Origin of the sequence: Alloalcanivorax venustensis ISO4 (genome assembly GCF_015356855.1) — a bacterium.
Classification (GTDB): Bacteria; Pseudomonadota; Gammaproteobacteria; order Pseudomonadales; family Alcanivoracaceae; genus Alloalcanivorax; species Alloalcanivorax venustensis.
Window position 1 is genome coordinate 51,928 of record NZ_ARXR01000008.1, and the last position, 20,148, is coordinate 72,075.

The 20,148-nt window shown below is 62.9% G+C and carries 19 protein-coding genes; 17 read left to right on the plus strand and 2 right to left on the minus strand.

Annotated elements, in window-relative coordinates:
* Window positions 1-22 precede the first annotated feature (22 nt).
* A complete protein-coding gene (locus ISO4_RS06830) occupies window positions 23-1,267 on the minus strand; it encodes an Ig-like domain-containing protein (RefSeq protein ID WP_194855633.1) in 1,245 nt (414 codons plus the stop codon).
* Between the two features lie 100 nt (window positions 1,268-1,367).
* Here ISO4_RS06830 and ISO4_RS06835 point away from each other — a divergent pair, with 100 nt between their 5' ends.
* The gene (locus ISO4_RS06835; RefSeq protein ID WP_194855634.1) at window positions 1,368-1,982 is read left to right on the plus strand and encodes an IMPACT family protein; all 615 of its coding nucleotides are present in this window, start codon (window positions 1,368-1,370) and stop codon (window positions 1,980-1,982) included.
* 145 nt (window positions 1,983-2,127) lie between these two features.
* Here the strand turns inward: ISO4_RS06835 and ISO4_RS06840 are convergent, their stop codons facing one another.
* On the minus strand, window positions 2,128-2,283 hold the full coding sequence (locus ISO4_RS06840; protein ID WP_194855635.1) for a hypothetical protein: 156 nt from the start codon (window positions 2,281-2,283) through the stop codon (window positions 2,128-2,130).
* A 253-nt stretch (window positions 2,284-2,536) separates the two neighbouring features.
* Between ISO4_RS06840 and ISO4_RS06845 the strand changes: the two genes are divergently transcribed.
* The 16 genes from ISO4_RS06845 to ISO4_RS06920 all read left to right on the plus strand — a co-directional run bounded on the left by ISO4_RS06845 (window position 2,537) and on the right by ISO4_RS06920 (window position 20,115).
* Window positions 2,537-2,935 carry a DUF1330 domain-containing protein gene (locus ISO4_RS06845; RefSeq protein WP_194855636.1) on the plus strand — a complete coding sequence of 133 codons (399 nt, stop codon included), beginning with the start codon at window positions 2,537-2,539 and terminating at the stop codon, window positions 2,933-2,935.
* Between the two features lie 228 nt (window positions 2,936-3,163).
* Window positions 3,164-4,615: a capsule assembly Wzi family protein gene (locus ISO4_RS06850; protein WP_323745348.1), complete on the plus strand. Its 1,452-nt coding sequence runs from the start codon at window positions 3,164-3,166 to the stop codon at window positions 4,613-4,615.
* A 29-nt stretch (window positions 4,616-4,644) separates the two neighbouring features.
* Window positions 4,645-5,757, plus strand: coding sequence for a polysaccharide export protein (locus ISO4_RS06855; RefSeq protein WP_194855637.1), 1,113 nt, complete (start codon window positions 4,645-4,647; stop codon window positions 5,755-5,757).
* Complete coding sequence (locus ISO4_RS06860) at window positions 5,758-6,186, plus strand: low molecular weight protein-tyrosine-phosphatase (protein WP_194855638.1); 429 nt, start codon at window positions 5,758-5,760, stop codon at window positions 6,184-6,186.
* Window positions 6,187-6,207: 21 nt separating this feature from the next.
* Window positions 6,208-8,418, plus strand: coding sequence for a polysaccharide biosynthesis tyrosine autokinase (locus ISO4_RS06865; RefSeq protein WP_194855639.1), 2,211 nt, complete (start codon window positions 6,208-6,210; stop codon window positions 8,416-8,418).
* A gap of 155 nt (window positions 8,419-8,573) precedes the next feature.
* Complete coding sequence (locus ISO4_RS06870) at window positions 8,574-10,346, plus strand: SLC13 family permease (protein ID WP_194855640.1); 1,773 nt, start codon at window positions 8,574-8,576, stop codon at window positions 10,344-10,346.
* A gap of 102 nt (window positions 10,347-10,448) precedes the next feature.
* Complete coding sequence (locus ISO4_RS06875; RefSeq protein WP_194855641.1) at window positions 10,449-10,790, plus strand: four helix bundle protein; 342 nt, start codon at window positions 10,449-10,451, stop codon at window positions 10,788-10,790.
* A gap of 47 nt (window positions 10,791-10,837) precedes the next feature.
* A complete protein-coding gene (cysC, locus tag ISO4_RS06880) occupies window positions 10,838-11,455 on the plus strand; it encodes an adenylyl-sulfate kinase (RefSeq protein WP_194855642.1) in 618 nt (205 codons plus the stop codon).
* A 28-nt stretch (window positions 11,456-11,483) separates the two neighbouring features.
* Window positions 11,484-12,584, plus strand: coding sequence for a glycosyltransferase (locus ISO4_RS06885; protein ID WP_194855643.1), 1,101 nt, complete (start codon window positions 11,484-11,486; stop codon window positions 12,582-12,584).
* Window positions 12,585-12,644: 60 nt separating this feature from the next.
* A complete protein-coding gene (locus ISO4_RS06890; protein ID WP_194855644.1) occupies window positions 12,645-14,003 on the plus strand; it encodes a UDP-glucose dehydrogenase family protein in 1,359 nt (452 codons plus the stop codon).
* Window positions 13,990-14,820 (plus strand): glycosyltransferase, encoded by an 831-nt coding sequence (locus tag ISO4_RS06895; protein ID WP_194855645.1) that lies wholly within the window; start codon window positions 13,990-13,992, stop codon window positions 14,818-14,820. The genes ISO4_RS06890 and ISO4_RS06895 overlap by 14 nt, the downstream gene beginning before the upstream one ends.
* A gap of 11 nt (window positions 14,821-14,831) precedes the next feature.
* Window positions 14,832-15,293 (plus strand): glycerol-3-phosphate cytidylyltransferase, encoded by a 462-nt coding sequence (tagD, locus tag ISO4_RS06900; RefSeq protein ID WP_194855646.1) that lies wholly within the window; start codon window positions 14,832-14,834, stop codon window positions 15,291-15,293.
* Between the two features lie 3 nt (window positions 15,294-15,296).
* Complete coding sequence (locus ISO4_RS06905) at window positions 15,297-16,445, plus strand: CDP-glycerol glycerophosphotransferase family protein (protein ID WP_194855647.1); 1,149 nt, start codon at window positions 15,297-15,299, stop codon at window positions 16,443-16,445.
* Between the two features lie 17 nt (window positions 16,446-16,462).
* Complete coding sequence (locus ISO4_RS06910) at window positions 16,463-17,773, plus strand: oligosaccharide flippase family protein (protein ID WP_194855648.1); 1,311 nt, start codon at window positions 16,463-16,465, stop codon at window positions 17,771-17,773.
* Between the two features lie 238 nt (window positions 17,774-18,011).
* Window positions 18,012-18,509 carry a transcription/translation regulatory transformer protein RfaH gene (gene rfaH / locus ISO4_RS06915; protein WP_194855649.1) on the plus strand — a complete coding sequence of 166 codons (498 nt, stop codon included), beginning with the start codon at window positions 18,012-18,014 and terminating at the stop codon, window positions 18,507-18,509.
* A 175-nt stretch (window positions 18,510-18,684) separates the two neighbouring features.
* Complete coding sequence (locus tag ISO4_RS06920) at window positions 18,685-20,115, plus strand: MBL fold metallo-hydrolase (protein ID WP_194855650.1); 1,431 nt, start codon at window positions 18,685-18,687, stop codon at window positions 20,113-20,115.
* The last annotated feature ends 33 nt before the right edge of the window (window positions 20,116-20,148 follow it).

The following is a 20,148-nucleotide window of genomic DNA, read 5'->3' on the forward strand; positions in this document are numbered from 1 at the left end:
GCGCGTAACCGGCAGGTCGGGATCAGGGCGCGCCCGCAGGGCAGCCACCGTCATAGTCGGTGGGAAAAATCCGTGAGATCAGACCGTGCAGCGCCGGATCGTAGCTCTCCAGCTCCGCGCGGGTATTGACGCTGTTGTGCAGCCCGTTAGGCGGATCGGACTCCAGGTTGGTGTTGAACCAGGTCTGCACCCCTTCCGCCCAGTACTCTTCCACGGTGTCGTCGGCGTAGGTGTTCTCGAACAGGTTATTGGCCAGCGCATCGTCGTAGGCGGCCTGCACCTCATCGAGAAAGTCCGGGTCCAGATCTTCCAGCGCCATCAGGTCCACCGAGTGGGCGAACTCATGCAGGAAGATGTCCTCGTGCACGCCGCCGGCCTGGTAGGGGTCGTTGCCGTAGCACAGCACGTTCTCCTCGGTGCCGCTGCTCACCGGCCGCGCCTTGGTGGCGCCCAGCCCGCCCCGGGCGCGGTTATCCCAGGTGTCGCCGGTAATCGGGAACACCGTATCCAGGTCCGAGTAGGCGGGGATCTGCGTGATCCCCTCGCCGTCGCCGGTCACCGCCGCAATGGTGCCGTTGGCGATCATCCGCTCAAGCAGATCCTGGCGCAGGCTCATCATCCCCAGAATGGTCTCGCAGGCGTGGGTCAGCGCCGCCGCCGACACCAGATTACCGCCCAGCACCGGCAGGCCGTTGGCGTCCGCGTATTGAGAGTAGTAGGCGTCCTGTTCCGCGTTCAGGTTGAGGCTCGCGGGCACCGCGCCCACCGCGCAGTCATAATTGGCCACCGCGTTGGCGGTGAAGGTCCAGGTCTGTTCCGCGTTCAGCGCGTCGCCGGACTGGTCGGTAATGCCGTTGAGCGTCACCGTGTAGTCCTGGCCGTCGACCAGCGCCGCGTTCGGCGTAAAGATCACCACCGAGCCGTCGTCGCTGTAACTGAAGGTGCCGTCCACCTCATTCACTCCGGCGGTCACCGCGAAGCTCTGCATGTCCACGCTGGCCGGGTCCACCGGCGCCGAGAACACCGCCGCCACCGGGTAATCCGCCTTCTGCGTGGCGCCGTCGCCCGGGCTGTTGGACGCCAGCGTCAGAGAGCCGGGCGTGCCGCCGCCCCCGCCGCCACTGCCGCCGCCCGTGCCGCCGCCCGTGCCGCCGGTGCTACCGCCGCCACTACTGTTACCACCCCCGCCGCAGGCGGCGACCGCCACTACCAGGGCGCCCATCAGCACGGTGCCCGCGCCCCGTTGCATAAACATCGTCGTTCGCATGTCGCTTCCAATTTTCAGCTTTTGTTGTGCCGAAAACCCTACGGGCCAGCGACGACCGGTCACATCCCCTAATCAGGTAGGGCCGTGATAACCTCCCCCGATGACCTACCCAACCCCCGCCGGCCCCGTCGACCGCGAACTGATCATCAACAAAAGCCGCTTCATCGCCTGGCTGCGCCCGGTCCAGGACCGCGACCAGGCCCAGGCCGTGCTCGAGCAGGCCCGCGCCCGCTACCCGGACGCCAGCCACCACTGCCACGCCTGGCTGATCGGCGACCCCCAGTCCGGCCAGGGCGCCATGAACGACGACGGCGAGCCCTCCGGCACCGCCGGCAAGCCGATCTTCAACGTGATCCAGCACAAAGGGGTGGGGGACGTCATGGTGGTGGTCAGCCGCTACTTCGGCGGCGTCAAACTGGGCGCCGGCGGCCTGGTGCGCGCCTACGCCGGCGCCGCCGAAGCGGTGCTCTCCGCCATGCGCGTCACCGAACAGATCCCCGAGCAGACGCTCACCCTGCAGCTCGGCTTCGCCGACGAGCAGCCCCTGCGCCACTGGTGCGACCAGCACGGCGCCCGCCTGGAAGAGATCCAGTACAGCCAGCACGTGACGGCCCGCGTCACGGTGCCGGAGCAGTACCTTGACGACCTCCGCGCCTTCTGCGCCGCCAACGGCCTCCTTGTAGGAGCGGGCCCCGCCCGCGAAAGGCCGGCCTAGCCGGCCGGCAAGATTCCAGAGAGGTTCCTTGATAGTCCGACCCATTGCCTCCGGTGGCGCCCATAGAATTGGCACCGGCGGGGAGAGGTTTAAAATTGAGGATAGAGCCGGGGGAAGAGCGGGAGTGCTGCGCCCGCTGAACAGGCTATTTAGCGGCTTCAGCTTCAGCGATCAGACGCTTCTGCCGTTCGGTGGCCCGCACCAGCACGTCTTTATAGACCTGCTTGCGCTCAGCCGAGGAGGCATTGCGGATAAAATCCGAGAAACGGGTGCTGGAAACGGTCTTGGGCTTGTCTGACATAACTGACACCTATCTCGGGAGGAGCATCTTCTACATGCCACTATCACAAAGGAATCCTACTAGAGAGAGGCTTACCTATCTATTGTGCTCGTTGTGATCCGAAATGTAGAAATCTTACATGATCTTATCAATCTATCGTGTCCTTCTGCTCCCGCCGCAAGGCCGCCCATGGAATTGGCGCATCTCACCATTGGCGGCGGGGCGGGGAAGGGGCAACCTGATTGCCAATAATCACAATCAAGGAGAGCACACCATGCCCGTCGTCGACCCGGATCCGAAACGCCTGCCGCACATCCTCAAGAGCATTCCCGCCGACACCCCCATCGTCATGCTCAACCTGCTGCGCTTCCGCGACAAAGCCCGCTACAAGGACGGCGAAGCCGACTACGACGGCCGTGAAGCCTACCGCCGCTACTCACTGGTGGCGTTCGAGAAGGTCAAAGGCGTGGGCGGCGAGATGCTCTGGGCCGGCGACACCCTGGCCGGCGTGATCGCCCCGGAAGAGGAGCGCTGGGACGAAGTGCTGTTGGTGCGCTACCCCTCCATCCAGGCGTTCGCCCAGATGCTCGCCGACCCGGAGTACAAGCAGGCCACCAAGCACCGCACCGCCGCCCTGGAAGAGGCCCGCCTCATTTGTAACCAGGAGAAATAGCCGCATCCTGTCGCCGCTCTGTCACCCGGGGTTAGCAATATAGTAAACACAATGTAAAATGCCGCTCCGTGTCATAGGCATGACAAAACTTGCGGGTGATAATCCTCGCCCCAGGGACCGGGGAAACAAATCAATCATCAGGATAGGAAGCCGCCAGTGTTAAGTGGGTTCAAGCGGGCCTTCTGGCCCCGAGCAGTCAAAGGCGGAGCCCTGGGTGTACTGCTAAGCGTGAGCGCGACGGCCGCCGCCGCCCCCTGGGCGGAGACCGGGGATCTGCGCGCCCGGCACCATCTGGAAGCGCTCTCCGCGCTGGGCTGCTTCGACGGCCTCACCACCACCTGGCCGGTGAACTGGTCGGCCGTGGCCGAAGGCCTGCGCGGCGCCAGCGACACCTGCCGCACCAGCGAGCACGCCGCCTACCTGCGTGCCGCCCTGGACCGCGCCAAAACCGAAACCCGCACCGCCACCGTCACCCTCGGCGGCGCCAATGAAGAGCCCCTGTTCCGCCACTTCGGCGCTCAGCCCGCCGGCCAGGTGGACAGCTCGGCGGCGGTCTCCTTCACCGGCCGCCGCTACGCCGCCCGCATCCAGGTCGGCTACACCGACACCGACGACCGCGAAGACACCAGCGAGCTGCGCGCCGACGGCAGCTTCGTCGCCGGCCGCTTCGGCAACTGGCAGCTCGGCGCCGGCGCCATCGACCGCTGGTGGGGCCCCGGCCACCACAGCTCCCTGGCACTCTCCAACAACGCCCGCCCGGTGCCCGGCCTGTGGTTTGGTCGCCAGACCCAGTACGCGCCGCGCTCGCCGTGGCTGAACTGGATCGGCCCCTGGGACTTCCAGGCGTTTATCGGCCAGCTCGAGCAGGACCGCGCCATTTCAGACGCCAAGCTGGTCGGCGGCCGCCTCACCTTCCGGCCGGCCAGCTTTCTGCAGATCGGCCTGACCCGGCTGTTCCAGTGGGGCGGGGAAGGGCGGCCCGACGGCCTGGATTCCTTCGGCGACGCTCTGATCGGTAAGGACAACGGCCAAAGCACCGGCTTTGCCGAGGAAGACGACCCCAGTAACCAGGTGGGCGGTTTCGATTTCCGCGCCGGCTTCCCGGTCTTTGGCGTGCCCACCGGCTTCTACGGCCAGATGATGGGCGAGGACGAAGCCGGCGGCCTGCCGTCCAAGTACTCCGCCCTGGTCGGCTTCGACGCCCTCACCGGTTTCGGTACCGGCAGCCAGCGTTTCTTCCTGGAAGGCACCGATACCGTCGCCGGGCGTGCCGTCAGCGACGCCCGCTTTAACACCGCCTACGAACACAGCACCTACCGCAGCGGCTTCCGCTACTATGGGCGCAGCCTGGCCTCCACCTTCGAGGGGGACGCCCGCGCGCTGACCCTGGGCGGCCAGCAGTTTTTCCGCAACGGCGCGGTATTCACCGCCTCGGTGACCACCGCCACCCTCAACGCGGAAGGCGGCAAACGGGCTCAAGTTGAGCCCGACGGTGCCGAAATACTGCAAGCCAATGCGGAACAAGATATCGTGCTGGCTGAATTACGGCTGGAACACGGCCTGCTGGGCGGGCGGCTCACCTGGGCCCTGGCCGCCACCGACGAAGCGGTGGACACCTTCGCCGGTGAGCGCGAACAGGTCACCGCCATGGCGCAATGGCGCCGCACGTTTGACTGGTAAAGGACTCCCAAACGGTTATGACAGCAATAATGAAAACACTGGGTACATGCGGCCTGCTGCTGGCCGTTGCCGGCTGCACCATCGTGCCCGGGTCCGACCGCGACGCGGAGCCGGGCTGGTTCGCTGAAGACGAACAGCCGGACGCCGCCGACCTGCCGGACGTAATTAAAACCCACACCATCACCACCGCCATCCTCGATCAAAAACAGGCGCCAGCACCGGAATTACCGGACGCCCTCGCGGACTCGCCGGAAAATTACGACTACGAAGTGGGCGTCGGCGATGTCCTGCAGATCACCGTCTGGGATCATCCGGAGCTGACCATCCCCGCCGGCTCCCAGCGCAGTGCCCAGGAGTCCGGCAACCTGGTGCACAGCGACGGCAGCATCTTTTATCCCTACGTGGGCAAGGTCCATGTGGAGGGTATGAAGGTCACCGAAATCCGCGAGATGATCACCAAGCGCCTGGATGAGTACATTGAATCCCCCCAGGTGGACGTGGCCGTGGCTGGCTTCCGCAGTAAGAAAATTTACGTCACCGGTGCGGTGGGCAGTCCCGGTACCTACCCCATTACCAACCTGCCCATGCGCCTGGTCGATGCGGTCAGCGCCGCCGGCGGCATCAGCGACAACGCCAACTGGTCCCAGGTGATTCTCACCCGAGGTGGCAAGGAATTCCGGCTGTCTCTGCGTGATATTTATCAAAACGGCAATGCCGCTCAGAATGTGTTGTTGCGTCCTGGTGATGTGGTCAACGTCTCCCGGGCGGAAGACAACAAGATATTCGTGCTTGGAGAGGTGAGCCGGCCGCAAAGTGTGCCCATGGGCCGTAACGGCATGAGCCTGGCGGAAGCGCTCTCTGACACCGGCGGCCTGGACGAGCGGGAAGCGGACGCCTCCGGCATCTTCGTCTTCCGCAAGGCGCAGCCCGGCCAGGAGCACGGCATCGACGTCTACCAGCTTAACGCCAAGGACGCCGCCGCCCTGGTGCTGGCGGACAGCTTCCAGCTCCAGCCCCGCGATATCGTCTACGTCACCGCCGCGCCGCTGGCCCGCTGGAACCGCGTGCTGAGCCTGCTGGTACCCAGCGTCACCGCGCTCTATCTGGGCGGTCGCGCCGAAGATCAGCTGGGAAGCGACTAGATGTTCGAGCGTATTCTGGTGGTCTGCGACGGCAATATCTGCCGCAGCCCCACGGTGGCGGCCATGCTGGCCGCCGCCCGGCCCGACAAACGGATCAGCTCCGCCGGCCTGGTCGGCCTGGAGGGCCACGATATGGAGCCCACCGCCCGGGACGTGGCCGCCGCTCAGGGGTTGGAGTGCGGCCCCCATCAGGGCCGCAAGCTTGACCGGGCACTGTGCCAGGACGCCGATCTCATCCTGGTCATGGAAGGGCGCCAGCGCGACCGCATCATCCAGCAGTTCCCGGAAGCCAGCGGCAAGACCTTTCTGCTCAGCCATTGGAACGGCGGCCAGGATATCCCCGACCCCTACCGGCGGGGCCGGGAAGTATTCGAGAGAATCTATCCGCTGATGCGCCAAGCCACGGACGCCTGGCTGAAAAAAATATGAACACAGGAATGACGACACCCCATGAGTAACGAGTCCACCACTTCCCGCGCCCGCTCCGGCCCCCTGGACGACGAAATCGATCTGCACCGCCTGTTCGCGCTGCTGATCGACGCCAAGTGGCTGATTCTCGGCACCACCGTGCTGGCGTTGCTGTTGGGGGCCTTGTACGCGGCCCTGGCCACGCCAATCTACAAAGCGGATGCGCTTCTGCAAGTGGAGAAGAAGCAGGCCGGCCTGCCCGGGTTTGAGGAGCTTAACGAGGCCCTCGGTCAGGAATCCTCGGCGGCGGCGGAGATCGCCATCCTCACCTCGCGCATGGTCCTGGGGAACGTGGTCGAGCAACTGCACACCGATATCCTGGTCTCACCGGACCGCACACCGGTATTGGGCGCGTTCAACGCCCCGGACCCGGCGCCGCCGGGCACGCCGCGACCGCTGTTCGCGGGCTACCGCGACAGCCAAACTCTGGTTACCGTCAAACGCTTCACGATGCCGGACAATCTGCGCGGCGCGGCGTTCACTCTCACCGCCGACGACCAGGGCCATCCCGCTCTGTATTACCAGGGGCAAAAAGTGCTTGGCGGTCCCGCTGATCAGGTGCTTACTAGCGACGACAAAACCATCGCCCTGGAGCTGGGTGAATGGCAGTACGGCGGAGAAAATCTGACCCTGGTGCGCCAGTCCCGGCTGTCCGCCATCAACAGCCTGCGCGGCCGCATGGAAGTGCTGGAAAAGGGCAAAGAGACCGGCATCCTTACCGTCACCCTCACCGGCCCCAATCAGGCGCGCATCCAGAAAGAGCTGGACGCGGTGGCGGAAAACTATCTCCTGCAAAATATTAATCGCCAAGCCGCCGAGGCGGAAAAGAGCCTTCAATTCCTGGATGAACAGCTTCCGGAGCTGAAAGCCAAGCTCACCGCCGCTGAAGAAAAGCTCAACGAATACCGCCTGCAAAGGGACTCCGTGGACATGGAGCTGGAGACCCGGTCCCTGCTCGGCCGCCTGGTCTCCATGGAAGCCAAGCTCAACGAACTGAAAATCAAAGAGAGCGAAGTCTCCGCCAAGTTCACCCAGGAACACCCCGCCTACCGCACCCTGCTTGAGCAGCGCCGCTCCCTGGAACAGGAAAAGGCCCAGCTTAACGATCAGATCGGCAACCTGCCGGAAACCCAGCAGGAAATCCTGCGCCTGATGCGCGACGTGGAACTCAACCAGGAGATCTACGTCGGTCTGATGAACCGGGCGCAGGAACTGCGCATCATGAAGGCCAGCACCGTGGGTAATGTGCGGATCATCGACGATGCCGTGGTCTACCCGTCGCCGGTGAAGCCGCAAAAAGGCCTGGTCACCGCCCTGGCCGGTGCTCTCGGCCTGATTCTCTCCGCCGGCTATGTGCTCGGCGCCGGCCTGCTGCACCGCGGTATTGAAAGCCCGGATCAACTGGAAGAGCAGGGCATCCCGGTCTACGCCGCCGTGCCCCTTTCCGAGCAGCAGCAAAAGCTGGACCGCATCGTGGCGATGATGCGCCGCCGCAAACGCTCCAAGCATGAGCCGATCCCGCTGCTGGCGGTGAGCGACCCGGCGGATCTGGCCATCGAAGCTTTGCGCAGCCTGCGTACCAGCCTACACTTCGCCATGATGGAGGCCTCCAACAAGGTGATGATGATCTCCGGCCCCAGCCCGGAGGTGGGCAAATCCTTTATCTCCGCCAACCTGGCGGCGGTGCTCGCCCAGGTGGGCCAGAAGGTGGTGGTGATCGACGCCGACATGCGCAAGGGCCACCTGCACCGCTACTTCGAAAACCAGAACGACGTGGGCCTCTCCGATCTCCTGTCCGGTCAGGCGGAGCACGAGCAGGCCATCCACGAAACCAAGGTGGAGAACCTGCACTTTATCCCGCGCGGTCAGATTCCGCCCAACCCGGCGGAGCTGCTCATGCACGCCCGCTTTAAGGCGCTGATGGAACGGCTCTCCGCCGAGTACGATCTGGTGCTGGTGGACACCCCGCCGATCCTCGCCGTCACCGACGCCGCCATCATCGGCCAGCAGGCCGGCACCAGCCTGATCGTCGCCCGCTACGGCGTGAACTCCGCCAAGGAAGTGGACGTCAGCGTGCACCGCTTCGAGCAGAACCGCGTCGAGATCAAAGGCGCTATCCTTAACGCCATCGAACGCCGCGCCAGCAACGAATATGGCTACTACGCTTATCACTACAACAGCGATAAAACCTGACGCCTGCGGCGTCAGGTTGCTTCAAGCCTCAAGCTGCAAGCTACAAGCAGGGGTCCAGCTTGCGGCTTGAAGCTTGAGGCTTGTAGCTGTTCCTTATAAGCAAAGAACAAACCCAAAGTTGCAGGTTATAAGCCCCCAGGTACCATTCCCGCCTTATGACACCTGAAATGATCTACACATCGCTGGTGGTGCTTGCGGTGCTGGCGGCGCTGGCCTCCAACCGCGTGCCCGCGGAGGTCACCATGATGGCCGCCCTGGTGGCGGTGCTGGTGGGCGATGTGATCACCGTGGAGCAGGCCCTGGCCGGCTTCGCCAACCCGGGGCTGATCACCGTGGCGGTGCTCTATGTGGTGGCCGCCGCCCTGCGCGACACCGGCGCCATCTACTGGGTGGCCCACAAGCTGCTCGGCCAGCCCAAAAGCGCCCTGGGCAGCCAGGCCCGGCTGATCCTGCCCACTTCCATCCTCAGCGCCTTCCTCAACAACACCACCGTGGTGGCGATGATGATCCCGGCGGTGCAGGAGTGGGCCCAGCGCCTGAAGCTGTCCGCCTCGCAACTGCTGCTGCCGCTCAGTTACGCCGCCATCCTCGGCGGCACCTGCACGCTGATCGGCACCAGCACCAACCTGGTGGTGGACGGCATGATGCAGAACCGGGGCATCGAAGGCTTCCACATCTTCGACATGGCCTGGGTGGGCGTACCGCTGCTGGTCGCCGGTTCCGTATTCCTGCTGCTGTGCGCCCGCCGCCTGTTGCCCGAGCGCGAAGGCCTGGTGGAGCAGGTCGAGCAGGCCCGCGAATACCACGTGGAAATGGTGATTCCCGAAGGCAGCCCGCTGCACAACAAAAGCATCCAGGACGCCGGCCTGCGTAACCTCACCCACGGCTACCTCACCGAGATACAGCGCGGCGACAAGCTGTTCACCGCCGTCGGCCCGGACCAGCTGCTGCAGGCCGGCGACCAGCTTGCCTTTATCGGCGCCCCGGAGTGCGCCCGCGAGCTGCAGCGGGTCAACGGCCTGATCCCCGCCCACGGCGGCGCCCACAAGCTGCGCCTGAACAACCACCAGCGCTGCCTGGTGGAGGTGGTGCTCGGCCCCGAGTTCCCCGGCGTTAACAAAACCGTCAAGGACACCGGCTTCCGCACCCGCTACCAGGCCGCCATCCTCAGCATCAGCCGCGGCGGCCGCCGCCTGCCCGGCAAGGTCGGCGAGCAGGTGCTGCGCACCGGCGACACCCTGCTGCTGGAGACCAGCGACACCTTCGTCGAGCAGTACCAGTACCGCCGCGACTTCATGCTGGTCAGCCCGCTCAGCGACTCCACCCCGCCGGACTTCAGCCGGGCGCCCCTGGCCACCGTGATCCTGGTGGCCATGGTCGGGGTCAACGTGATCGGCCTGGTGTCCGTGCTGGAGGCCGCCTTCCTGGCCGCCGGCCTGCTGCTGGTCACCCGCTGCGTCACCGTCAACCGGGCGCGCATGAACGTCAGCGTCAATCTGCCCGTGCTGGTGGTGATCGGCGCCGCCTTCGCCCTGGGCACCGCCCTGGAGCAGAGTGGCACCGCCGCCTGGCTGGTCGACGCCATGCTCGCCGACAGCATCCAGAGCCCCTGGCTGGCCCTGCTGCTGGTGTATCTGATCACCGCCCTGTTCACCGAAGTGATCACCAACAACGCCGCCGCCGTGCTGGTTTTCCCGATCGCCACCGGCGTCGCCGAGAAGCTCGGCGTCAGCCCGCTGCCGTTCATCGTCGCCGTCATGTTCGCCGCCAGCGCCAGCTTCATGACCCCGCTGGGCTACCAGACCAATCTCATGGTCATGGGCCCCGGTGGCTACCGCTTCACCGATTACCTTAAGATCGGCATCCCGATGAGTTTGGTGGCCGCGACTGTCAGTGTTGGCCTCATCCCGCTCGTTTGGGCGTTCTAGCGGCCGGCTGCAAGCTACAGGCTTCAAGCTGCAAGCGGGTGGGGGAGAGCTGAGGGGGGATCGTGTAGAATTCGCGGTCTGGAATTACAAGAGGACGCAAGGATGCGTTTTGAGGAATTGTCCGTATGGAGACGGGCGGCGCGGTTGAGCGCTGACATATACCGGCATTTCGCACAGTGTCGGGATTTTGGGTTTCGAGATCAGATCACCCGGTCAGGGCTGTCGATTCCCTCGAATATCGCCGAGGGGTATGAGCGGGCGTCTGACAAAGAGAAAGCGGTGTTTCTGAACTACGCAAAAGGCTCATCCGGTGAGTTGCGTACCCAGATATACATTGGGATAGAAATTGGCTACATCAGCCCCGAAGTGGGCCACCGCTGGAAACGCGAAGCCCAGGATATCTCGAAGATGCTGCACGCGCTGATAAGCGCGATGCGAACTTAGCTTGAAGCTTGCAGCTTGTAGCTTGCAGCTTCCCGAACGGAGGCAACATGACTGATACGCCCTACCAACGCCGAGAGAATGAGTCCCAGGCCGAAGTGATCTGGCACCAGACCCACATCACCAAGGACGACCGCGCCAAGCAGAAGAACCAGGTGCCCAAGTGCATCTGGCTCACCGGCCTGTCCGGCTCCGGCAAATCCACCCTGGCCAACGCCCTGGAAGTGGCGCTCACCGAGCAGGGCAAGCACACCTACCTGCTGGACGGCGATAATGTGCGCCACGGCCTGAACAAGAACCTGGGCATGAGCGACGAGGACCGCACCGAGAACATCCGCCGGGTGTCCGAAGTGGCCAAGCTGATGGTCGACGCCGGCCTGGTGGTGATCACCGCCTTCATCAGCCCGTTCCGCGCCGACCGGGACGCCGCCCGCGCCCTGTTCGAGGACGGCGAGTTCGTGGAAGTGTTCGCCGACGCCCCCCTGGAAGAGTGCGAGAAGCGCGACCCCAAGGGCCTCTACAAGAAAGCCCGCGCCGGCGAGATCAAGGAATTCACCGGCATCGACAGCCCCTACGAAGCCCCGGCCAACGCGGAAGTGGTGATCAACACCGCCGAGCACGACATCGGTGAGTGCGTGCGCCAGCTGATCGAGAAAATCGGCGTCTGAGTCCGAGACCCCCACCGTTGGGAGCCCCATGAAAGGCATCGTCTGCAGCAACCTCTATGCGATCACCGACGAGCGCGATCTGACCAGCAATACGCTGGCGGTTCGCGAGCTCGTCGACGGCGCCATCGCCGAGGGACTGGAAGTCACCGCCGTGCTGCGCTTTCTGCCGCTGATCGTTAAAGGCGGCCCCTACTGGCCCAGAAAGCGCGTTCTGAACGGCTTGCCGGTGTACGACGTGCCGACCATCGGCTTCCGGTTTATCTATTCAGCCCTGCTGACCAGGCTGGTGCTGTTCCTGATGGGCTTTCGCGGGCGCTTCGACTTCGCCATCTGCCACCAGAGCTTTAACTTTATCGCCGCGAAGCGGGTGCTTGGTCGCAGGCCGGCGAAGAAGTACTTCGTGGTCCACGGCTCCGACCTGGGCAAGCCGCAGCTACGCCGATGCCTGGATGCGGCGGACAAGACGTTCGTCCGCTCCCATGCGCTCGCGCGCCAACTGAAAGACAACTACGGCGTCGAGCCGTCCGGCATCGTCTACTCAGGCATCGACGCGGCGGAGATCATTGACCTGGAGAGCAAGGACATTTCCCTCGAAGGGGGCCTGGTGATTACCATGGCCTCCTTAATGATACCGAGAAAGAACGTTCAACCTTGTCTGCGTGCCTTCAGGGCTCTGATCGACCAGGGTGTCCGTCTGACGGTCCATCTTTACGGAGACGGCCCGCTTAGCGCTGCCATCACCCGTGACATTGAGCAACTCGGACTAACCAGGGCGGTGCGCCAATACGGCTTCACGCCACGAGCGGAGGTGCTGAAAGCCATGCGTGCCTCGCATCTCTTTTTGATGCCCAGTGTCCAGGAAACATTTGGGCTGGTCTATCTGGAAGCGATGGCGTCGGGCTGCGTGGTGATTGGCCACCAGGGCTGGGGTATTGATGGTGTGGTCGAAGAGGGTGTAAACGGTTATCTGGTCGCGGCGCCCACGGAGGCGGAAATTGAATCCAAGATCCAGATCTACCTGTCCGCACAGGACAGGGAGGCGCTGCACCGTGAGTCTGTTAAGGTCGCTAACGCTAATACCCGGAACAGCGCCGTAAAAAACTACCGTATGTTACTAGGGCCGAGTTGACCAGATCCCGGTAGTGTCGGTTGCCGCGCGAAGGAAACGTGTTCTGCAAGGAGACTTAGATTGAAAATCACTGTATTCGGCACCGGCTATGTGGGCCTGGTCACCGGGGCCTGTCTGGCGGACGCAGGCCATGATGTGCTGTGTGTTGATGTGGACCCGGCCAAGGTGGAAGCCCTGGAGCGCGGAGTGGTTCCGATCTTTGAGCCGGGGCTGGAGGCCTTGGTGGCGCGGAACCGCGAAGAAGGGCGGCTTGGCTTCACGGTCGATGCCGCACAGGGTGTTGCCTTTGGAACCATGCAGTTTATCGCCGTGGGCACCCCGCCGGACGAAGACGGCTCCGCCGACATGCAGTACGTACTATCCGTGGCCACCACCATAGGCCGGCATATGGACGGCTATAAGTTGGTGGTCAACAAATCCACCGTGCCGGTGGGCACCGCCGACCGGGTCCGGGCCACTATTATCGCCGAACTGGCGGGCAGGGGCGTCGAGCACGACTTCGACGTCTGCTCCAACCCGGAATTCCTCAAGGAAGGGGCCGCCATCGAGGACTTCACCCGTGGTGCCCGTATCGTCGTCGGCACGGAGTCGGATAAGGTCCGTGAACTGATGCGTGAGTGCTACGCCCCTTACAACTGGAACCACGACAAGCTGATTTTCATGGATGTGCGCTCCGCCGAGCTCACCAAATACGCCGCGAACGCTATGCTGGCCACCAAAATCAGCTTTATGAACGAGATGGCCAATCTGGCCGAGCGGCTGGGGGCGGACATTGAGAATGTTCGCCTTGGCATCGGTTCCGATCCGCGCATTGGCTATCACTTTATTTATCCCGGGTGCGGCTATGGCGGCTCCTGTTTCCCCAAGGACGTGCGCGCACTGGAGCGCATCGCCCATGAAGTGGGCTATGAGGCGCGCATGCTGAGCGCCGTGGAAGCGGTCAACGATCATCAGAAGTCCACGCTCTTCAACAAGCTGAGCAATGCCTTTGACGGCGACCTGAACGGTAAGACCATCGCGGTCTGGGGCCTGGCCTTCAAACCCAATACCGATGATATGCGTGAAGCGCCTAGCCGCACGTTGATGGAAGCGGTATGGGCCGCTGGAGGCCATATTCAGGCCTACGACCCGGAGGCGCGCGACGAGTGTCGCCGCCTCTACGGCGACCGTAACGACCTGACCTTGGCGGAGCATCGCGTGGACGCGCTGGACGGTGCCGACGCCTTGGTAATCTGTACCGAATGGAAGGAGTTCCGAGTCGCGGACTTCAAGGCAATACGTGACGCCCTGCGCACCCCCGTAATGGTGGACGGCCGTAATATCTATGAGCCGGACTCCGTACGTGCCGCCGGTCTGCTTTATTTTGGTGTCGGCCGGGGCGACAGCGTTCTGACGGAGATATCTGGTGCTGCTGGTTAGTCTCACCACCACTGCCCAACGGTTACCGCTGTGCAGAATGGCCCTGATGTCCATTGCCACACAGACGTGTCTGCCCGACAAAATTATCGTCTGGGTGTCCGATCAGCCCTACCTGCGCGATACCGGCATCGCTGACCCCGCGGTTCTCGAGACGGTTACCGGAGACCTTGGAGCCCTGGCGGACCGTGTGGAATTCCGCTGGACGGAAAACCAGGGCCCGTACAGGAAATTGATGCCGCTGCTGAGAGTCTGTGAGGATGAGGATCTGATCGTCACCGCCGATGACGATATTTTTTATGGTCGAGAGTGGCTGGCGACTCTCGTGGCAGGGTTCGATAGCGACAAACGGCAGGTGCCCGCCCTCCGTGTCCGGGCCGTCCGCCACGGCCCGACGGGCAAACCACGAACATACCTGTCCTGGCCGATCATCAAGGAAGCGGGCGTGCGGCAACGGGATCTGATCATTACCTTCGGCGGTGGTGCGGTACTAAAAAAAGACTTCTTCTCGCCCGGGGATTTGGATAATCAGGATTATATGCGGGTGGCGCCCACCGCCGACGACCTGTGGTATTCACGTCTGCTTTTAAACAACGGCGTATCGGTGCGCTGTTTGCCCGGCGGGCTGGACGAGCTCGGGTTCGTCCTCCACGGCGAGGGTCTGAGAAACGACAATCTCCCACGGGTGCGCAGTTTTATCCACTTATGGAAATGGCGGCTTATCGATAAGCCGAGGGAGTATCTCGGATATCCGGTCTGTGAGAACGACTGGGTCTACCGTCGCATCCAGGCCTATTTCAATGACAAACCGCCGGCGTGAAGGGCTAAGCAATGAAAGTGGTACTGACATACGGGACGTTCGATATTTTCCACGTTGGCCATGTACGGCTGCTGCGGCGCTTAAAGGCGCTGGGTGACCGTTTGATCGTGGGCCTCTCGACGGACGAGTTCAATGCCCTGAAGGGCAAGAGCGCTTTAATGCGCTTTGAGGACCGCCGCGAGGTGCTTGAGGCCGTGGACGCGGTGGATCTGGTGATACCCGAGTCGTCCTGGGACCAGAAAATCGACGACGTGCGCGAGCACAATGTGGATATCTTCGGTATCGGTGACGATTGGGAGGGAAAATTCGACTTCCTTAAGCCGCATTGCGAGGTCGTGTATCTGAGCCGTACCCATGGCATTTCATCGTCTTCGATAAAAGCACTGACATCGGGGCTCTCCATCGAAAATATTCAGCAGATGCGCGACTCGGTCGAGGTCTTGAGAAACGTACTGAAAACGTTCGGCGATTAAGCCATGAAGAAGCTGTTGTTCGTCATTTTGGCATGGACGTTGGGGGTGCTCGGCATGTTGATTCCGCGCAAACCTGGCCTCGTTGTCTTTTCGCAAGCGAGAAACCGCTACTCGGGGAACTCACGCGCTCTGTTCGAGTGGATGACGCGGAACGATCATCAAGCGTACTGGTTATACGCTCGCGGCTTTACGCCGGTGGAGTTGCCGGAGGCTTCGTCGCGTTTCGTCGCAAGGGCCGGCCTGGCCGGATTCCTGCTTTGCGCCCGTGCCGAGTTCGCGGTCATCTCCCACGGCGGTTCCGATTTCGGTATATTCTGGCCGCTCGCGAAACGCGCCAGGGTGATCATGCTTTGGCACGCGATAGGTATTAAGCGTGCCGGCCTTACCGATCATAAGGCGACTCCGGCCGGCTGCCGCGAGCGGCTGCGTGAGACGCGTTTCTACTCCATGTGCATCGCCAGCTCCGACATCGATTGCTACAACACCGCCGCGTTTCAGGGCGTGGATGTTCGCCGTGTTTCCGTCACCGGCCTACCGCGCGCCGATGTTTACCTTCACAACCGTGAGAGCGAGATTACGCACGCGGATCGCTTTAAGGTGCTCTATGCACCTACGTTTCGGGATTACGATCTCGACAGGCCGCTATTCTTCCCGTTCGACGACCTGGATGACGCCGCACTGCGTGGTTTCTTCGCTGAGCAGCCGGATATGGAAATCCACCTAAGACCTCATCCTAACGACACGGATTCCAACATCCAGGCGGAGCAGCTCGCGGCCGGATTTCCCGATAACATTAAGCTGCTTACGGAAAAAATAGTGGGCGATGTCGATTCGGTACTCCACCAGTACGAAGCCATCGTCACCGATTACTCGTCGATCTATATGGAACCGTTGCTGGCTGACGTACCCCCGATTTTCGTCAACTTCGATCTGCGGGAGTATTTGAGCACTCGGGGCATGGCCTACGACTACGATCTCGTGACACCCGGCCCCAAGGTCGGCTCGACGACAGAGATGCTGAAAGCGTTAAGCGACGCCCGACGGGGCGCACCCGGCTGGGCTGAGCACCGTGAGCAGGTGAGAAAGATGTTTTTCACCCACCGAGACGCCAACGCCTGCTCACGGGTATTCGACGCTATGAAAGCCCTATGAAGGGGCCCGGGCTCGGTTTGAAGAAGCTTACCGGCAATATTGCCGCGACTTTGGCACGGCAATTGGGCGCCGGGGTGCTTCAGTTGCTGACTCTGGCGTTGATCGCCCGGGTGTTCGGCCCGCAAGGCAACGGTGCCTACGCAGTCGCCCTGTTACTGCCCACCACCTTGGCATCGCTGTTGAACCTGGGTATCGGCTCGGCGAACATCTACTATCTCGGCGCCGCGCGCGTTGGGGCCGCGGCGGCGCTACGAACCACGTTCAAGCTGTACGCTGTCATCGCGCTGCTGGGCCTCGCAGTGGGAGCCACGGTGGTGCTGCATTTCGCCGAACGGTGGTTCCAGGGCGTACCCGAGGAGCTGTTATGGGTCGCGTTGGCGGTATTCCCGATCTCTCTTTTGTTGGCGTTGATTTCCAGCGTTTTTCAGGGTCTTCAGCAGTTCAAACGATTTAATTTGATTCTGCTGTTGCAGCCGTCACTGACCCTGATTTTCGTGATACTGCTCCTTCTCGGGGGCGTGGATGCCATTGAGTGGATGCTGGCCGCCTATCTCGCCGCCGCCCTGGCGACACTTATCGTGGCCCTCTTTACCGTCAGAGGTTATTGGGTCAAAGGTGAGGGGCCCGCGTTTCCGCACTATGGGCGGGCCCTGTTGACCTACGGTTACAAAGCCCACCTCAGCAACATACTGGCGTTCGTGAACTATCGCGCGGATATCTTTCTGGTGAACTTTTTCACCGGTCCGGCGGCCGCCGGGGTATATGTCATTGCCGTCCAACTCTCCGAGCGTCTGTGGCTGCTCTCCCGGGCGGCGAGCACGGTACTCCTCCCACGGTTGTCCCAGCTCTCCAGCGATGAAGCCAAGCGTAAGCAACTCACCCCCATCGTCACCCGGTGGGTGCTGTGGATTACCCTGGCAGCGTCGTTGTTGACGGCACTCGTCGGTTACCCGTTTATTCTGCTGGTTTTCGGCACGGATTTCGTTGCAGCCTACTGGCCCCTGGTGCTGTTGTTGCCCGGCATTGTGTTGGGGTCCGCTTCCCGCGTTCTTGCCAACGACATCGCCGCCCGCGGGCGACCCGAGTTGAATATGTACACCTCGATAGTGGTGGTGCTTATTAATGTGGCCGGCAACGTGGCACTCATCCCGGGTCACGGGATCCATGGGGCGGCCGTCGCCACGTCTTTGGCTTATGGCATCAATTTTGCGTTGCGTCTGGCGATGCACCGTTATTTTACCGGTACGCCGATATGGCGAAACATCCTGATAGGCCGGTCTGACCTGGCGATATTAAATTCGCTGCGGAAAAAGGGTGGTAAACAGTAATCCCTATTTGTGATGTTGATCACATAAACTATTTGCACTAGGATCACGAGGCTATATTCCGGGGGGAATGTAAAAAATCGCAACAAAAGACAACCTGAGCACTACGGCAAGGCGGACTCCGCCCGGCTAACGTAGGCTCCGTCACGCGAGCGTCACCTCCCCGCGCGAAGCTACTCGAATACGGACACTCGGCCTCACAAGGGCCGGGCACGGGCAGAGCCCCGAAAAGGATAACGGCATGAGCGATTCAGGCTGGTACGTGGTTCAGTGCCGCGCCAACCAGAACTACAGGGCCCAGGAAAACCTGGAAAATCAGGGGTTTACCTGCTTTCAGCCCCAGCTCTGCCTGGAAAAAGTACGCGCCGGCCGGCGCGTGCAGCGCCAGGAGCCCCTGTTCCCCGGTTACCTCTTTATTCAACTGTCCGAGCAGGGCAGTGGCTGGCACACCATCCGCTCCACCCGGGGCGTGACCAAACTGGTGGCCTTCGGCGACCGCCCGGCGGCGGTGCCGCCCTCCGTAATCGATGCCCTCAAGCTGCAGACCCAGACCAGCGCCAACGACGACCGCCCCGCGCTGCGCCCGGGCGACCGCCTGCGCATCGAACACGGCCCCTTCGCGGACATGGAAGCGGTGTTCCACCGCTTCGACGGCCAGGAGCGCGCCATCGTGCTGCTCAGCATGCTCCACAAGCAGCACCGCCTCACCCTGGCCCTAAGAGACGTAAGCACGTTGTAACCCTTTTTGGTTGTGAGAGCGGGCCTTGTGGGAGCGGGCCCAGCCCGCGAAAGGCAAGCCCAGCTTGCCGGCAGGATCCCAGAGATCTGCCAAAAAAAGAAACAGGCACCGATCCGTCCTCAGGGAATCGACGGCAAACCCTGCGGCGGTAGCGTGCCTGAACGGGGGACAGATAGTGAACGATTCCAATAAGAGTGTGATAAAACACCACGGCGCCGCCACCGGCGTCACCGGCTCATGCCACGAACTGACGCTGGACGACAACGCGGGGCTGCTGATCGATTGCGGCCTGTTTCAGGGCGGTGACCGGGGGGCGGACGGCGCCGACGCCGGGCGCCCCGAAATCGAATTCGACATCCGCCACATCCGGGCGCTGGTGGTCACCCATGTGCATCTCGATCATGTGGGGCGTATTCCCTGGCTGCTGGCCGCCGGTTTTGACGGCCCGATCTATTGCAGTGAGCCCAGCGCCGAGTTGCTGCCGATCATGCTGGAGGACGCCTTTAAGCTGGCCGTCAGCCGCCAACCGGAGGCGATAAACTGGTACCTGCGCCGCGTACAGCGTCTGCTGCGGCCGCTGCCCTTCGGCCAGTGGCACAGTGTTTATCAGGGCGCGGGCAAAGAGGCGGCGATCCGCCTGCGCCGCGCCGGGCATCTGCTCGGCTCCGCTTATGTGGAGTGTGCTTTGACCGGTGAGGCCCGCGGTCAGGACACCAGGGTGATCTTCAGTGGTGACCTGGGCAACAGGGCGTCGCCGATACTGCGGCCACCCGAACAGCCGGACGGCTGTGACATCCTGGTGCTGGAGAGCACCTACGGCGACCGGGAACACGACGACCCGGGCGCCCGCCGTCACCGCCTGCGGACCCTGATCGAGCGCGCCCTGGTGGACCGGGGCACGGTGCTGATCCCCGCGTTCAGCATCGGTCGCACCCAGGAACTGCTCTACGAGCTGGAAGACCTGATTTATGAGAACCAGGGCAAGGAAGCCGCCGGCGGGCTCCACTGGAATGATCTGCCGGTGATCCTGGATTCGCCGCTGGCCAGCCGGTTCACCCGGGCCTACCGGGGCCTCCGTGAGCACTGGGACGAACAGGCGCTGGAACGGGTAGGCCAGGGGCGTGGCCCGCTGGCATTCGAGCAGCTGTTCACGGTGGACGACCATGAAACCCACCAGCGCATGGTCGCCCACCTGGCCGGCACGGGCCGCCCGGCGGTGGTGGTCGCCGCCAGCGGCATGTGCGCCGGCGGGCGCATCGTCAATTATCTCAAGGCGATGCTCGGCGACCCGCGCCACAACGTGCTGTTCGTCGGCTACCAGGCCGCCGGCACCCCCGGCCGGGAGCTGCAGACGCAAGGGCAGGGCGGCCAGCTGGAACTGGACGGCGAGATTCACGAGATAAAGGCCGGTGTCGACACCATCGGCGGCTACTCCGCCCACGCCGACCGCCACGGATTGCTCCGCTTCGTCACCGGTATGACCCGGTGGCCCCGGGAAATCCGCCTGGTGCACGGTGATGACCAGGCCAAGCGGGGGCTGGCGGAATCGCTCAGACAGCGCTATCAAGACAGTGGTCAAAAATGCAAAATTAACACATCTCCCTGAGATGACAGGATGAGTTAGTAAAGGAATTGGACG